The 15,800-nt window shown below is 69.6% G+C and carries 14 protein-coding genes and 1 riboswitch; of the genes, 11 read left to right on the forward strand and 3 right to left on the reverse strand.

What is annotated here, in order from left to right:
- Together QM569_RS09505 and QM569_RS09510 are read right to left on the reverse strand one after the other, a co-directional pair.
- The coding region (locus tag QM569_RS09505; RefSeq protein ID WP_414986989.1) for a FecCD family ABC transporter permease at positions 1-916 on the reverse strand (916 nt) is incomplete at its 3' end.
- Positions 917-948: 32 nt separating this feature from the next.
- Entirely contained in the window at positions 949-1,977 is a 1,029-nt protein-coding gene (locus tag QM569_RS09510) for an ABC transporter substrate-binding protein (protein ID WP_414986990.1), read from the reverse strand.
- 134 nt (positions 1,978-2,111) lie between these two features.
- Positions 2,112-2,295: riboswitch (cobalamin riboswitch) on the reverse strand.
- Positions 2,296-2,363: 68 nt separating this feature from the next.
- Here QM569_RS09510 and QM569_RS09515 point away from each other — a divergent pair.
- The 4 genes from QM569_RS09515 (at position 2,364) to QM569_RS09530 (ending at position 5,091) form a co-directional block, all read left to right on the forward strand.
- Positions 2,364-2,879 carry a GNAT family N-acetyltransferase gene (locus tag QM569_RS09515; protein WP_414986991.1) on the forward strand — a complete coding sequence of 172 codons (516 nt, stop codon included), beginning with the start codon at positions 2,364-2,366 and terminating at the stop codon, positions 2,877-2,879.
- A 76-nt stretch (positions 2,880-2,955) separates the two neighbouring features.
- Entirely contained in the window at positions 2,956-3,306 is a 351-nt protein-coding gene (locus QM569_RS09520) for a hypothetical protein (protein ID WP_414986992.1), read from the forward strand.
- Between the two features lie 40 nt (positions 3,307-3,346).
- The gene (locus tag QM569_RS09525; protein ID WP_414986993.1) at positions 3,347-4,300 is read left to right on the forward strand and encodes a homoserine kinase; all 954 of its coding nucleotides are present in this window, start codon (positions 3,347-3,349) and stop codon (positions 4,298-4,300) included.
- The gene (locus tag QM569_RS09530) at positions 4,297-5,091 is read left to right on the forward strand and encodes a BPSS1780 family membrane protein (protein WP_414986994.1); all 795 of its coding nucleotides are present in this window, start codon (positions 4,297-4,299) and stop codon (positions 5,089-5,091) included. Before QM569_RS09525 ends, QM569_RS09530 begins: the two co-directional genes overlap by 4 nt.
- Before the next feature lie 2 nt (positions 5,092-5,093).
- Here QM569_RS09530 and QM569_RS09535 read toward each other — a convergent pair whose 3' ends face one another.
- Positions 5,094-6,746, reverse strand: a complete 1,653-nt coding sequence (locus QM569_RS09535) for a hypothetical protein (RefSeq protein ID WP_414986995.1) — start codon at positions 6,744-6,746, stop codon at positions 5,094-5,096.
- A 215-nt stretch (positions 6,747-6,961) separates the two neighbouring features.
- On the opposite strand from QM569_RS09535, the gene QM569_RS09540 reads away from it, so the two are divergent.
- The 7 genes from QM569_RS09540 (at position 6,962) to QM569_RS09570 (ending at position 15,725) form a co-directional block, all read left to right on the forward strand.
- Positions 6,962-8,404 (forward strand): alkaline phosphatase, encoded by a 1,443-nt coding sequence (locus tag QM569_RS09540; RefSeq protein ID WP_414986996.1) that lies wholly within the window; start codon positions 6,962-6,964, stop codon positions 8,402-8,404.
- 17 nt (positions 8,405-8,421) lie between these two features.
- Positions 8,422-9,897 (forward strand): alkaline phosphatase, encoded by a 1,476-nt coding sequence (locus tag QM569_RS09545; protein ID WP_414986997.1) that lies wholly within the window; start codon positions 8,422-8,424, stop codon positions 9,895-9,897.
- A gap of 142 nt (positions 9,898-10,039) precedes the next feature.
- The gene (locus tag QM569_RS09550; protein ID WP_414986998.1) at positions 10,040-10,774 is read left to right on the forward strand and encodes a hypothetical protein; all 735 of its coding nucleotides are present in this window, start codon (positions 10,040-10,042) and stop codon (positions 10,772-10,774) included.
- A 128-nt stretch (positions 10,775-10,902) separates the two neighbouring features.
- Positions 10,903-12,108 (forward strand): imelysin family protein, encoded by a 1,206-nt coding sequence (locus QM569_RS09555; RefSeq protein ID WP_414986999.1) that lies wholly within the window; start codon positions 10,903-10,905, stop codon positions 12,106-12,108.
- Between the two features lie 11 nt (positions 12,109-12,119).
- On the forward strand, positions 12,120-13,568 hold the full coding sequence (locus QM569_RS09560; RefSeq protein WP_414987000.1) for a di-heme oxidoredictase family protein: 1,449 nt from the start codon (positions 12,120-12,122) through the stop codon (positions 13,566-13,568).
- Entirely contained in the window at positions 13,565-14,635 is a 1,071-nt protein-coding gene (locus QM569_RS09565) for an imelysin family protein (RefSeq protein WP_414987001.1), read from the forward strand. The genes QM569_RS09560 and QM569_RS09565 overlap by 4 nt, the downstream gene beginning before the upstream one ends.
- A complete protein-coding gene (locus tag QM569_RS09570; RefSeq protein ID WP_414987002.1) occupies positions 14,619-15,725 on the forward strand; it encodes a DUF1513 domain-containing protein in 1,107 nt (368 codons plus the stop codon). The genes QM569_RS09565 and QM569_RS09570 overlap by 17 nt, the downstream gene beginning before the upstream one ends.
- Positions 15,726-15,800 lie beyond the last annotated feature (75 nt).

Genomic DNA, 15,800 nt, shown 5'->3' on the forward strand with positions numbered 1-15,800 from the left:
CCGCCGCGATCAGGAACACCGCGCCGATCAGCGCGCTGGCCGGCAGCAGCCGCTGGTGGCGCACGCCGACCAGAAAGCGCGCCGCGTGCGGAATCACCAGTCCGACGAAGCCGATGGCGCCGACGATCGAGACCATCACCGCCGTGGCCAGCGCCGCCGTCAGCAGCAAGGCTAGTTGCACGCGCCGCACCGGCACGCCCAGCGCCAGGGCCGACTCGGCGCCGAAGGTGAAGGCGTCGAGCGCCCGCGTGTGCAGCAGGCAGATGGCCAGTGCCGCGCAAGCCACGCCAGCGGCCAGGGCCGTGTCGGGCCAGCGCACGCCGCTCAGGTTGCCCAGCAGCCAGAACATGATGCCGCGCGCCTGCTCGGCGCTGCCCGACTTGGTGATGATCAGCGAGGTCAGCGCGTTGAACAGCTGCGATCCGGCGATCCCGGCCAGCACGATCTGCCCGCTGTTGCGCAGCCCCCCGCCGCCTGCGGCGTGCGCCAGCAGGGCGACGAGCGCGAACGCGCACAGCGCGCCGAAGAAGGCGCCCGTGGTCATGGACAGCGCGCCCGCGCCCAGCCCGGCCACGGTGACCAGCACCGCGCCCGTGGATGCACCCGCCGAGATGCCCAGCAGGTAGGGCTCGGCCAGCGCATTGCGCAGCAGCGACTGCAGCACCACGCCAGAAATCGCCAACCCCGCGCCGCAACTGGCCGCCACCAGCGCGCGCGGCAGCCGGTAGTTCCAGACGATGCCCTGGTCGATAGGGCTCACCGCGTGGCCCGCGTCCCACAGCTTGTTGGACAGCGCCTCGTACACCAGGCGCAACGGGATTGGCGTCTCGCCGATGGCAATGCCCAGCAACACTGCCACCAGCAGCACCGCCAGCGCGGCAGCCAACCGCCCGCCGATGCGCAAGGCAATGCGCATGGCCGTGTGGCTGCCGGGGGCGGGACCGCAGCTCACTTGGCGGCGGCCTGGAGCTTGAGCACGGCGTCTGCGATCTGCTCCATGCCGTCCACCATGCGGATCGAGCCTTGCAGCGCGTCGGCGTCCACGATGACGATGCGGTTGTTCTTCACCGCGTCCATGTGCTTGGTCACCGGGTCGGACTTCAGGAATTCCAGCTTCTTCACGTGGTCATCCGCCGGGAAGCGGCGGCGGTCCATGCGCGCGATGAGCAGCACCGAGGGATTGGCCTTGGCGATGGTCTCCCAGCCCACGGTGGGCCACTCCTCCGCCGAAGTGACCACATTGCGCAGGCCCAGCGTCTGCATCATGGTGCCTGCCACGCCCTTGGCGCCCGCCATGTAGGGGTCGATGGCCAGGTCGGCGCTGGAGAACCACAGCGCAGCGCTCAAGTCCTTCAGGCCCGTGGCCTTGACCTTGGCGACGGCCTGGGCCTGGCGCTCGGTCAGGTCCTTGACCAGCGCCTCGCCCCTGGCTTCGACGTTGAAGATCTGCGCCAGCTGGCGCACGCTCTTGTACAGCGCATTCACGTCGTACTTGGCGGTGCGCGTGCCGTCGGCGCCGCTCAGGTTGTCCTTGCCCTCGCAGTCGGACGGCATGGCGTAGGTGGCGATGCCCAGGTCATGGAACTGCTCGCGCTTGCCGACCACGCCTTCCTTGCCCACCATCCACTCGAACTGCGACACCACCAACTGCGGGCGCTTGCCGATCACGGCCTCGAAGCTGGGGTCGTTGTCCGCCAGGCGCGGCACCTTGTCGTTGACGGCCTTGAACCGGGGCTGCACGGGGTTGAACCACAGCGCCGTGCCCGCCACCTTGTCGCCCAGGCCCAGGGCGTACAGCATCTCGGTGCCCGCCTGGCCGATGGTGACGACCGAGGTCGGCGCCTGTTTGAAGGTCTGCTGGTAGCCGCAGTTCTCCACGGTCAGCGGGTAGCTGGTGGCATGGGCCAGGGGCGCTGCGCAGAAAGCGGCGGCCAGCAGGGCCGGGAGGGCAAGGCGGAGTGTGGTGCGGGCGGGCATGAAGTCGTCTTTCGAAAAACGCCGACGACATGCGGAAAGAAACCGGCAGCCCGCGTGCAGCCGCGCCGACAAGGTTGCGGCCCGGCTGGCTTGCGTGAAGCCGTTCACTTTCCGGACACCCCGCCGGCAATGAAATGAGAAAGGTGCGCCAAGGCAGGTCTCCTGACTGGCAATTCATCGCGGGGCTTCACCTTCCCGGAAAACATTCCAGTGGTCACTCGAAGCCTGCTCGTTGCCTACAGTTGCGGGGGCAGTTCCATTTCGTGGATTCCCTGGAAAGCTGGCCCAGGGCCAGCTTCCTTCCTTGCGGAGCCAAAGCGCCGCCAATGTAACCGAGGACCTTCATCTCCGTCAAAACCCAGCGGTGGAATCGCTACAGTCGCCCCATGCGCGGCGACATCCCACCGGTCTCCATTCACGGCGTTGACGTGCTCGATGCCGAAGTGCTCGGCTTTCTGCTGCAGGCCCGCGCCGCCCTGTTCGCGGGCCGCATGGACCTGGACGCCATGCCGCCGGACCTGCGCCACTTCGCCCAAAGCTACGGCACCGCGCCGGGCCGCATGCTGGTCGCCCGTGGCGCAGAGGGCCGCGTGGTGGGCAGCATCGCCTGCCGCGCCTATGACCACCGCTTTGCCCACCTGCACTATCCCAACGGCGGCGTGGTCGAAGTCGTGCGCCTGTACGTGGCCCCCGGGCAGCGCCGCCAGGGCCTGGCCCGCAGGCTGTTCCTGACCCTGAAGGCCCATGCCCTGGCACAGGGCGTGAACACGCTGTATCTGCACACCCACCCGTTCCTGCCCGGCGCCATCGATTTCTGGAGGGCGATGGGCTTCAGGCTGCTGTGCGTGGACGATGATCCGCCGTGGCGGACCACGCACATGGAATGGGTGGCGCGAGCGTGATCCGCCCCCTGCCGGGCCATGCCCGCGCCCGGTCGGTGGGTTCACGCCTTCCGGGGCGCCCCGGTAAAATCGCCGCATGCGCGCATCCCACCTCCTCCTGCTGCTGGCCCTGGCCTGCGGCCCTGCCCTGGCCCAGAATACAAGCCAAAATGCCCCGCAGCCCTTATTGGACAAGCGCGAGCAGCTATCAAATGATGAGCAGCGCAGCACCCAGCGCGTAGAGCGCATCCAGATCGAAGACGCGGGCAGCCGTGTCGATGAACTGCGCGTGGGCGGCCAGACGCGCAGCATCGCCGTGCAGCCCAAGACCGGCAGCCTGCCCGCCTACGAGGTGCAGCCGCCCGACGGCGCGCGCAGCCGCGCGGGCAGCAACAACGGTGCCGAGACCACCACCGCGCCGCGCGTGTGGAACGTCCTCAAGTTCTAACCAACCCTTCCCCCCGGGGCGCGCTGGCGCCCGTCCAGCCATGGCCGTTTTCACCGAAGTCTCCAACTCCGAGGCGCAGGACTTGCTGCACCGCCTGCAACTGGGCGAGCTGATCGAGCTGCGCGGCATCCAGGGCGGCATCGAGAACACCAACTACTTCCTCACCAGCAGCCAGGGCGAGTACGTGCTGACGCTGTTCGAGCGCCTGACAGCCGAGCAGCTGCCCTTCTACCTGCACCTGATGAAGCACCTGGCGCACGGCGGCATCCCCGTGCCCGACCCGCAGGCGGACGCCAATGGCGACATCCTGCTGACCGTGTGCGGCAAGCCTGCCGCCGTGGTCAACAAGCTGGCCGGCAGGAGCCAGCTCGCGCCCCAGGGCACGCACTGCGCCGCCGTGGGCGCCATGCTGGCGCGCATGCACCTGGCGGGGCGCGACTACGACCGCCGCCAGCCCAACCTGCGCGGCCTGCCGTGGTGGAACGAGACGGTGCCCGTGGTGCTGCCGCACATCGACGCCGCGCAGGGCGCGCTGCTGCGCTCCGAACTGGCCTACCAGAACCACGTGGCCGCCAGCAGCGCCTACGCCGCGCTGCCGCGCGGGCCGGTGCATGCGGACCTGTTCCGCGACAACGTGATGTTCGAGGGCGAGGAGCTGACGGGCTTCTTCGACTTCTACTTCGCGGGTGTGGACACCTGGCTGTTCGACCTGGCCGTGTGCCTGAACGACTGGTGCATCGACTTGGCGCAGGGCACGCACGATGCCGGGCGCGCCCGGTGCATGCTCGACGCCTACCAGACCGTGCGCCCGCTCACTGCGCCCGAGCGCGAGCTGCTGCCTGCGATGCTGCGCGCGGGCGCGCTGCGCTTTTGGATCTCGCGGCTGTGGGATTTCCATCTGCCGCGCGAGGCCAGCATGCTCACCCCGCACGACCCCACCCACTTCGAGCGCGTGCTGCGCGAGCGCGTCGCGCACCCGGTGCTGTTGCCATGAAACTGCGCATCGTCCCCGCCCGCACGGGCATGGCCTGGGTGCGGCTCGGCATTCAGGCGTTCTGGCGCCAGCCGCTGGCGCTGGCGGCGCTGTTCTTCATGGCCATGGCGGCCATGTCGCTGGCCACCATGATCCCGCTGGTCGGTCGTGCCGTGGCGCTGGCGCTGCTGCCCTCGGCCACGCTGGCGATGATGTTGGCGGCGGCGCAGGCCGCACAGGGGCGCTTTCCCACGCCCGCCGTGCTGCTGGCGGCCCTGCGCAACGGGCGGTGGCGGCTGCGCGACATGCTCACGCTGGGCGTGATGTACGCCGTGGGCTTCCTCGCCGTCATGGGCCTGTCGGCCCTGGTGGACGGCGGGCAGTTCGCCCAGGTCTATCTGGGCGGCGCGCAGCTGACGCGCGAGATGGCCGAGCAGCCCGCCTTCCAGGGCGCGATGTGGCTGTCCATGCTGCTGCACCTGCCGCTGTCGCTGCTGTTCTGGCACGCGCCGGGACTCATGCACTGGCACGGCGTGCCGCCGGTGAAGGCGCTGTTCTTCAGCATCGTGGCCTGCGTGCGCAACTTCGGCGCCTTCTTCGTCTATGGGCTGGGCTGGACGGGGGTGTTCCTGGTCGGCGGCATGGCCCTGACGCTGGTGTCGGCGCTGCTGGGCACCGAGGTGGCGAGCGCCATCATGCTGGGCACGGCGATGATGCTGGCGGCCATGTTCTTCACCTCGGTGGTGTTCAGCTTCCGTGACTGCTTCGAGCCGCCGTCCGCTTCCGCCGGGGCAGGCGGCACCCTGGAATAGCTTCAGTCCGCACCCGCGCGCCATACGCGCCCGAGCGCGGCCAGCTTGCCGCGCCAGGTCTGGCGCCGGTCGGACAGCGCGTCGATGAAGTCCGACAAGCGCTGCGACTTGACGAGCGTGTAGAACGTCAGCAGGGTAAAGAACACGCCCACGGCGGCGAACATGGCCAGCTTGCGCCACCACGGCGCGCCCGCCTCGTCCAGCAGGTTCATGCCCAGAAAGCCCGTGGTGACCGAACCGATCAGCCCGAACAGCGTGACCACGGTCAGCCGCATCACGGTGTTGGCCTGGCGGCGCAGGCTGTCGGTTTCGAGGTAGTCGTTCATGTCGGCGATGCGGTCGCGCACCTCGTGGTAGAGCGCGTCGGTGTCCAGGTGCTGCGCGCACAGCGCCCACAGCGCGCGCACCTGCGCCTGGTCGGAGATCTGGTGGAACCAGTAGCGGTGCGTGAAGCGCAGGAACCGCTCGAACGCGGCGCGGATGGAGCGCTTGAAGCCCTTGACGCTCTGCACGTCACGGATGTCCAGGTGCTGCAGCGCCTCGACGAGCTGGGCCGAGAACATCAGCAGCGCGGCCTTCTGGAAGTGCGCTATCACAAACAGCAGGAAGTGCTGGTGCCTGAACTGCGCCAGCACGCCGCGCAGCGGGCAGCGAAAGAACTCCGAGCGCGCATCGCCCACCACGACGAGGGCATGGCCGCTGCACAGGTAGCGCGTGTAGGGCGCGGCGCCGCCGGGGGCCCAGAAGCGGTCGTAGCAGTAGCGCTGCTCGAAGCCGTCCAGGTGCTGTTCGGCGAACGGCAGGTCGCCTTCGGCGCCGCCCGGGCCGGTGACCAGCCCCAGGCGCACGAATTCGGCGCGCGACAGGCGCTCGGGCCCGTCCACCGCCAGGTAGGCCATCATGGGCATGCGGTGGTATTCGATCTGCCGGTAGCGCAGCTGCCCTGACGCGCCGGAATGGTCGCTGACCAGCGGCTGCATCACGTAGTCCCAGTGGCTGGCCACCCTCGGCGCGCGATGTTCGGACACGTGGGCCAGGAAGACCTCGCGCTGCTGCGCGTCGGATGCGGCCAGCACCGCGCCCTGCGCGTCCAGCCATTCGACGCTGTGCATGCTGTGCAGCGCGGCGCCGTCGGGCTTCCAGCCTCCGGGGTAGGCGCGGCCAAAGCGGTAGAGCTGGTCGTGTACCTGCGCCAGCGTGAGGTTGTCGGCGCCGACCTCGACGTTCAGGATGACCACGTCCACGTCGTAGAAGAAGTACAGGTCGATGTGCGCCACCTGCAGCGTGACGGGCGCCGCGCCCGCGCGGGCCACCACGCGCAGCGCGGCGATGTCGCTGCGGCGGAACACGCGCATGGGCGAGTCGGCACCGTGCTCGGCGCGGGCGCCCGTGCGGCCCTCTCCGTACAGAAAGCGCTGCACGTAGGGCAAAAAGCTCACGAACTCGTTGTAATGCCGCTCCTGAAAGCGCCCGCCCCCGCCGCCGTATTCGTCCACCACCTCGCGCCAGGGCGATGCGTCTTCGCCCATGGCCTGCAGCACCTGCCACGGCGGGGCGGTGTCGGGGCCGCGCTGGTCGGGGCGCATCAGGCGCACGGGCCAGAGCAATACCTGGCGCAGGTGGCGGACGGTGGGGGCGTCGTCGGTGCGTGTCATGGCAAGGCGCGGCTGTGGAGTTACCGGTCAGTGTAGGGCGATCCTGGCGCGGTGCGTCTGCTATTGATTACATAGCTGAACCCCTTTGATGGACGTGCGCTGGATGCCAAAAAGGCATTGAAGAGCAACGAAACCGTCACAGTGCCGTCACGGCGCCGTCACGCGCGGCTCCTAGATTCATCGGGTTCCCACCAACGACCCAAGAGGGCAATTCCATGAAACTGAAACTGTTGTGCGCGGCGCTGGCAGGCGCATCGGTGCTGGTCACGGCCTGCGGAGGCAGCGGCGGCCACAGCACGCCCGATACGCCCGCCATTTCCACCCCCAGCAAGAACGTGATCTTCTTCCTGGGCGACGGCATGGGCATCACCACGCTGACGGCTGCGCGCATCTACAGCGTGGGCGAAGACGGCGAGCTGACCATCGACCAGCTGCCCGAAACGGCCTTCGTCCACACCTACTCCAACGACGGCCAGGTGACGGACAGCGCGCCCTCGATGGCCGCCTACATGACCGGCGTGAAGATGAACAACGAGGTCATCTCCATGTCCGCCGACACCCAGGCCACCGACGCCGACGGCAAGCCCTACCACGTGAAGTACGACAGCACCTGCCCCACCACCAACGGCGCGCCCGTGGAGACGCTGCTGGAGCAGATGAAGGCCAAGGGCTACGGCACCGGCGTGGTGACGACCACGCGCGTGACGCACGCCACGCCCGCCGCCACCTATGCGCACGTGTGCCACCGCGACGCCGAAAACACCATCGCCGCCGCCCTGGTGCCCGGCGGCGCGGGCTACAACGCCAGGCTGGGCGACGGCGTGGACGTGGTCTTCGGCGGTGGCACGAGCTACTTCACGCCCACCTCCGCCGCAGGCGGCAAGCGCAACGACGGGCGCGACCTGATCGACGAGCTGAAGAAGGCCAGGTACAGCTTCGCCGCGAACAAGGCGGAGTTCGACAAGCTGCCCGCGGACGGCAGCACCAAGATCGCGGGCCTTTTCACCAAGGACCACATGGCCTACGACCTGGACCGCGACGCCAGCAAGGAGCCCAGCCTGGCCGAGATGACCGGCAAGGCCATCGACGCGCTGGCCGCGAAGAAGAAGGGCTTCTTCCTGATGGTGGAGGGCGGGCGCATCGACCACGCGCTGCACGCCACCAACGCCCGCCGCGCGCTGCAGGACACCGTGGCCTTCGACAACGCCATCCAGGCCGCGCTGGACAGGATGCAGGCCATAGACCCCGGCCTGAAGAACACGCTGGTCGTCGTCACCGCCGACCATGACCACACGCTGCAGATGAACGGCTACGCCAAGGTCACCGGCAAGACCGCGCCGGGCAACCCCGGCGTGCTGGGCCTGGTCAAGGACTACGTGAAGGGCCAGCCTTCCAAGGATGTGGATGGCAACCCCTACACCGTGCTGGGCTTCGGCAACGGCCCCGGCCACAAGGCCACGCGCGGCGCCATCAGCGATGCCGAGCTGGAAAGCGCCGACTACCTGCAGGAGTCCGTGGTGCCCATGCCCGCAGGCGGCGAGACGCACGGCGGCGGCGACGTGTTCCTGGGCGCGACCGGCCTGGGCGCGGACAACTTCAGCGGCGTGCTGACCAACAACGAAGTCTTCGGCCTCATCAAGAAGTCCATCGGCCTGTGAACCAAGGAACCCACACCATGAACACCACCCTCCGCAAGACCGCACTGGCCATGGCGCTGCTCGCATCGGGCGCGGCCCAGGCGCAGCAGGCCAAGAACGTCATTTTCTTCCTGGGCGACGGCATGGGCCCCGTCACCGTGACCGCCGCGCGCATCTACAAGGGCGAGAAGGAAATCGCCGCAGGCAACGCCAACAAGCTCGTCACCAGCGAGCGCGCCAGGCTCGCCATGCAGTCGCTGCCCTACGCCGCGCGCATCAAGACCTTCTCGCGCGACGCGCAGACCACCGACAGCGCCCCGTCGATGGCCGCGTACATGACCGGCGTGAAGATGAACAACGAGGTCATCTCCATGAGCGCCGAGACATCGGCCTACAAGAGCGACGGATCGCAGTACGTCAGCGGCGAGGACACCACCTGCCCCGCCACGGGCAACGGCACGCCCGCCGTCACGCTGCTGGAGCTGTCCAAGGCCAAAGGCCGCTCGGTGGGCGCGGTCTCGACCACGCGCGTGGGCCACGCCACGCCCGCCACCACCTACGCCCACGTCTGCAACCGCAACGCCTACAACACCATCGCCGAGCAGTCCGTGGACGCGGGCCTGAACGTGCTGATGGGCGGCGGCCAGCGCAACTACCTGCCCAAGCCGCTCAACCCGTCCAGCAAGCGCTCGGACACGCGCAACCTGGTGCAGGAGATGCAGGCCAAGGGCTACACCTACGTCAGCCGTGGCAGCGAACTGGCCGCGCTCGACACCAGCCGCACCGACAAGCTGCTGGGCCTGTTCGCGCAAAGCGAGATGGCCTACGAGCTGGACCGCGTGAACCAGAAGCTCGACCAGCCCAGCCTGAGCGACATGGCCACCAAGGCGCTCGATGTGCTCAGCCGCAACGACAAGGGCTTCTTCCTGATGGTCGAGGGCGGCCGCATCGACCACGCGCTGCACGGCACCAACGCCAAGCGCGCGCTGGAGGACACGCTGGCCTTGGACAAGGCCATCGAGAACGTGCGCGCCTACATGGAGAAGAAAGACCCGGGCCTCCAGAACACGCTGATCGTGGTGACGGCCGACCACGACCACTCCATCGCCTTCAACGGCTACACCAGGATCGGCTCGCCCATCCTGGGCAAGGCCATCAACTACCAGACCGGCACGCCCGCCCTGGCCGCCGACGGCAAGCCCTACACCACGCTGGTGTTCGGCAACGGCGGCCGCCCCACCACGGCAGCCGCCACCCAGGTCAACGACGAAGACGGCGGCAAGCCCTGGGTCGCCCCCGCCCGTGGCGCGGGCCGCGAAGACCTCACCCACGTGGACACCACGCAGGACAACTTTTTGCAGGAGGTGAACATCAACCTGGGCGCGCCCGGCTCCGAAACCCACGGCGGCGGCGACGTGATGCTGTTCGCGGGCGGCGCGGGCGCACGGCTGTTCAAGGGCACGATGGACAACACCAAGGTGTTCGGCAAGGTGAAGGAAGCCGCTGGATTGTGAACACCCCCCTGAGCCGCTTCGCGTCTGCCCGCGCCTGGGCAGCGCCCGCAGCGTGCGCAGCTCTCAGAATGAAATTTAAGTGAAATTGGCCGCTAGCGCTTATGCAGCAAGCGCTGGCAGCTATTGTTTTAGTAGTATTACCATGAAGCAATACTCCCCTCTCCTGCTGGCCGCCGCCCTGTGGCTGCCGCTGGCCGCGCCCGCGCAAGACACAGCGGGCAAAGTGCAGGCCGCCACCGCTGCCATGAAAGCCGCCCCGCCCGTGGACCTGCGCGTGACCTACCACACCCGCACCATTGGCCGCGACGGCGTGCTGCGCCAGACCACGCACACGAACCGCGTGTACCGCCGCCCCGGCATGGTGTGGACGGAGCGCGAACTGCCCGCCGCCCTGCTGCACCGCCAGGGCCACGGCCACAGCCATGAACATCCGCACGACCACGGCCACGCCCACGACGAGGCCCACGGCGCCCCCCTGCGCGTGAGCCGCAGCGACGACGGCCAGGAGAAGGTCGAGGTCGTCCTGAACGGCATGCGCCGCGTGATCGAGGTGGACCGCGCGCACCACGGCAACGTGGGCTACGGCGGGTCGTGGGACACGCAATACTGGCTGGTGCCGCCCGCCGCGCTGGCCCGCATGGAGCGCGTGGGCCCGCCCAAGGCCGGGGTGCAGCGCTATCGCAGCGTGAAGGACGAAGCCACCACCACCGTGGACTGGGACGTGGCGGGCCAGTACCCGCACAGGATAGCCCGCGCCGACGACCACGGCACCGAGTCCACGCAGGTCACCGTGACGCGCCTGCCCGCCCCGGCGGTGGCGCCGTGGAAGGCCAGCGAGTCGTTCGAGCGCGGCGATTATTCGGACCTGCTGGATTGACCTATTCCCTGCGGCCAGGCAGGTAATAACAATCACTCGCATCCATATAATCGCAGCGGCCAGCGCCCGGGGCATTCCGGGGCTGGCCGCTTTTTTTGCCCGTGCAACCACCGCAGGAGAGAACCCGCATGAGACAGCCCGCCCTTGCCCCCGCCGCCATCCTTGCCGTGGCCCTGCTGACCGCAGGCGCCCTCGCGCCGCAAGCCCTGGCCCAGACGCCCGGCGCGGCGGCCACGGCGGCAAGCCCCGCCACCGCCAATGCAGTGGCCGCGCACTACGGCGCGCTGGTGCATGCCAACTACGAAGACGCCCTGAACGCCGCCCGCGCCCTGCAGGCCGCCATCCAGGCGTTCACCGCCAAGCCGTCCGCCGAAGCCTTGTCCGAGGCGCGCAAGCAATGGCTGGCGGCGCGCGAGTTCTACGGCCAGACCGAGGCTTTCCGCTTCTACGGCGGCCCCATCGACGACGACAACGGCCCCGAAGGCCGCATCAACGCCTGGCCCATGGACGAGTCCTTCGTCGATGGCGTGCAGGGCAAGCCGGGCGCGGGCCTCATCAACAACCGCAAGTTCGCCATCACCAAGAAGTCCCTGTCGGGGCAGAACGAGCGCGGCGGCGAGGAGAACATCGCCACCGGCTGGCACGCCATCGAATTTTTGCTGTGGGGCCAGGACCTGTCCGAAACAGGGCCGGGCGACCGCAGCTTCGAGGACTTCGTGGACGGCAAGAAGCCCAACGCCGACCGCCGGCGCCAGTACCTGAACGTGGTGACGGAGCTGCTGATCGACGACCTGACCACGCTGGTCAAAGCCTGGGCGCCCGACGCCAAAAACAACTACCGCGCCAGGTTCGCCAAGGGCGGGCAGGAGTCGGTGCGCAAGATCTTCGTGGGCCTGGGCTCGCTCTCGCGCGGCGAACTGGCGGGCGAGCGGCTGGAAGTGGCGCTCAACAGCCAGGACCAGGAGGACGAGCACTCGTGCTTCTCCGACAACACGCACCGCGACGCCGTGACCAACGCGCGCGGCATCCAGAACGTGTGGCTGGGCGAGTACAAGCGGGCCGATGGCAGCGTGGTCAAGGGCCCGTCGCTGCGCGACCTGGTGGCCGCAAAAGACGCCGCCCTGGCCGACAAGACCACGCGGCAGATCGCCGCATCGGTGGCCGCCGCCGAAGCCATCCAGGCCCCGTTCGACCGCGAAATCATCGGCGGCAAGGACGCCCCGGGCCGCCAGCGCATCCAGAAGACCATCGACAGCCTGACCAGCCAAGCCAAGGACCTGGTGGCCGCTGCCAACGCCGTGGGCATCACCAAGCTGACGCTGGTGCAGCCCTGATGCCGGCCGCCATGCCAGCCACACGCAGCCTGCGGGCTGCGGCAGCCAGCATCGGCCTGCTCGCCCTGGGCACCCTGGCGGCAGCCCCCCAGCCCGACCCGCTGGGCGAGAAGGTAGGGGGCGAGACGACCGTGTTCGCCACCGGCCGCAACGCCTTCTCGTTCCCCGCCGCCAACCTGACGGACGCGGAACGCACGCGCTTTACCATCGGCAACTCGTTCTTCCGCCGCAACTGGGTGGAAGCGCCCGCGTCCACCCAGGCCCGCGACGGCCTGGGGCCGCACTTCATCGCGCGCTCGTGCGGCGGCTGCCACGTGCAGGACGGGCGCGGCGAGCCGCCTGCCATCTTCAACCGCCTGGGCGAAACGAAAGACCCGACGGTGGCGCTGCTGATGCGCCTGTCCATCCCCGGCACCGACGCACACGGCGGCCCAAAGCACGAGCCCGTGTACGGCGACCAGTTCAACAACGCGGCGGTTCAAGGCGTCAAGCCCGAGGGCCGCGTCACGCTGCGCTACGACACCGTCAAGGGCCGATTTGCCGACGGCACACCCTACGCGCTGCAAAAGCCCGTCTATGGCTTTGCCGACCTGGGCTACGGCCCCCTGCACCCCGACGTGATGTTCAGCCCGCGCATCGCGCCGCAGGTCATCGGCGTGGGCCTGCTCGAAGCCATCGCCGAGGCCGACATCCTGGAAAACGCCGCCGCCCAGGCCGCCGCGCCCGGCCCCATCAAGGGCGTGCCCAACCGCGTGTGGGACGCACCCTCGGGCCGCATGATGCTGGGCCGCTTCGGCTGGAAGGCCAACGTCGCCACCATCGCGCACCAGACGGGCGGCGCGTTCCAGGGCGACATCGGCATCACCTCGCGGCACTTCCCGCACGAGACCTGCACGCCCGCGCAGAAGGACTGCCTGGCCGCGCCGAGTGGCAAAAGCGGCGGCAAGAACGGCGCCGAGGGCCTGGAGATCGACGACAAGACCTTCAACGACGTGGTCTTCTACCAGGCCACGCTGGCCCCGCCCGCCCGCCGCAACGTCAAAGACCCGCAGGTGCTGCGCGGCCAGGCGCTGTTCAGCGCCGCGCAATGCGCCACCTGCCACCGCCCCAGCTACGTCACGCAGCAAGGCCCCTTCCCCGAGCTGACCAGCCCGGCCCTGAGCGGCCAGCGCATCCACCCCTACACCGACCTGCTGCTGCACGACATGGGCGAGCGCCTGGCCGATGGCCGCCCCGACTTCGGCGCCAATGGCCGCCAGTGGAAGACGCCGCCGCTGTGGGGCACGGGCCTGATCAAGGACGTGAACGGCCACACCCGCCTGCTGCACGACGGCCGCGCGCGCGGCGTGCTCGAAGCCATCCTGTGGCACGGCGGCGAGGCCGAGGACGCCAGGAACCAGGTGCTGAAAATGAAGAAGGCCGACCGGGACGCGCTGGTCAAATTCGTGGAGTCGCTATGAAGAACCCCGCAACCCTTGCAGCCGCCGCGCTGCTGACCCTTGCCAGCGCCGCCTCTGCACAAGACTGGCAGCGCAACGCCGTGCCCTACTACGACACCGTACACGCGCTGCAGGGCATCTACGGCCACTGGGCGCTGCCCCGCGCGCAGGACTTCGACCGCGCTGCCGCCGCCCTCGCCCCCGCCGTCGCCGCGCTGTGCCAGGCCAAGGACGGCAAGCCTGCGCTGGATGCGGCCCGCGCCGCGTGGCAAGCCACGGCCCGCGCCTGGGAGCAACTGGCGGCGGTATCGGTCGGCCCCGTCATCGCCCGCCGCAGCCAGCGCGCCATCGACTTCACGCCCACCCGCCCCGCCCTCATCGAGAAAGCCATCGCCGCCCAGCCCCAGGGCGCGAAAGCCTTCGAGCGCATCGGCACCCCCGCCAAGGGCCTGCCCGCGCTGGAATGGCTGCTGTGGACGCGCCCCGTGCAGCCCGCCCCCCCCGCCTGCGCCTACGCCCACGAGGTCGCCCAGGACGTGGCCCGCGAATCCGCCGCGCTGCAAAAAGCCTTTGCCGACGCCGCCGCCACCGACTGGGGCGCCGAGGACGAGCAGGAGCAGTCCACCCAGGCCATGGGCGAGTTCGTGAACCAATGGGTGGGCGGCATCGAGCGCCTGCGCTGGGCGCAGATGGAAAAGCCCCTGCGCGCAGCCCAAGGAACACACCCGCCCGACTACCCCCGCACCGCCAGCGGCAGCACCCTGGCCGCCTGGGCCGCCACCTGGGCCGGACTGCGCAGCGTGACGGTACTGCCCGCAGGCGCCGCCACGCCCGCGCCCGGCGAAGCCCTGGTGCCGCTGGAGACCTACCTGCGCGGCAAGGGCCTGAACCCGCTGGCCGACAAGCTGCGTCAGGCCGCCGACAAGGTGGACGCATCCATGGCCCGCGTGCAAAAAGCAGGCACCCGGGACAAGGCCGCCATCCAGCAAACCGCGCGCGACCTGGCGGCCCTGAAGTTCCTGGCCGAATCGGAAGTAGCGCCCGCGCTGCAGGTCAGCATAGGCTTTTCGGATGCCGACGGTGATTGACCGCCGCCAGGCCCTCATGGCCCTGGGCGCCTGCGTGCTGGCGCCGGGCGCGGCCAATGCCCGGGCGGGCGGCGGCATCGAGCTGGCCGCCGCGTGGGAACAGGCGGGCGGCTTCCACATCGGCCTGCTGTCGGCGCGTGATGGCGCGGGCCAGCCCGTGCAGGTGCGCGCGTCGCTCGACGTGCCCACGCGCGCCCACGGCCTGGCCGTGCTGCCCGACGGCTCCGTGCTCGCCACCGCACGCCGCCCCGGCGACTGGCTGCTGCGCTGGCGCCCTGGCCGCGCGCCGCAATGGCTGTGGCAGGACGGCGAGCGCAGCTTCAACGGCCACGTGCTCGCCAGCGCCGACGGCCAGCGCCTGTACACCACCGAGACCGACATCGAGACCGGCGCAAGCTGCATCGCTGTGCGCGACGCCCGCACGCTGGAGAAGACTGCCGAATGGCCCACGCACGGCATCGACGCACACGAGCTGGTGTGGGACGGCACAGCGTCGCTCATCGTCGCCAACGGCGGCGTGCCCACCGCGCCCGAGACGGGGCGCGTGAAGCGCAATCTGGACAGCATGGACTCATCCCTCGTCTGCCTCGACGCGCGCACCGGCGCGCTGCGCGGCCAGTGGCGCCTGCCAGACAAGCGCCTGAGCCTGCGCCACCTGGCCTGGAGCCCCGACGGCACCACGCTCGGCATCGCCCTGCAGGCCGAGCACGACGACCCGGCAGCCAAGCACGCCGCGCCCGTGCTGGCCCTGTTCGACGGCAGCGCGCTGCGGGCCATGCCAACGCCGGGGCAGATCGCCCAGGGCATCCAGGGCTACGGCGGCAGCATCGCCGCCACGCCCGCAGGCTGGGCCGTGAGCTGCCCGCGCGCGAACGGCATCGCCACCTATGCGCCGCACGGCGAATGGCGGGGCCTGGTACACCTGCCCGAGGTCTGCGCCCTGGCCGTGCAAAACGGCGCACTGTGGGCGGGCGGGCTGCAAGCCAGCCTGCAGGACGCCCAGGCCCGCGCGCCGCTCGCGCACCCGCACGGCAAGGGGCTGGGCGGGGCGCGGCTGGACAACCATTGGGTGCCGCGCCGCGCGGGTTGATTTAAGGCCCAATTGGCCTCTAGCGCTTATCCAGCAAGCGCAAGCAGCTATCTTCCTGATAGCAATAGCGGCAAG

This window comes from Acidovorax sp., assembly GCF_047607405.1.
Classification (GTDB): Bacteria; Pseudomonadota; Gammaproteobacteria; order Burkholderiales; family Burkholderiaceae_C; genus Acidovorax.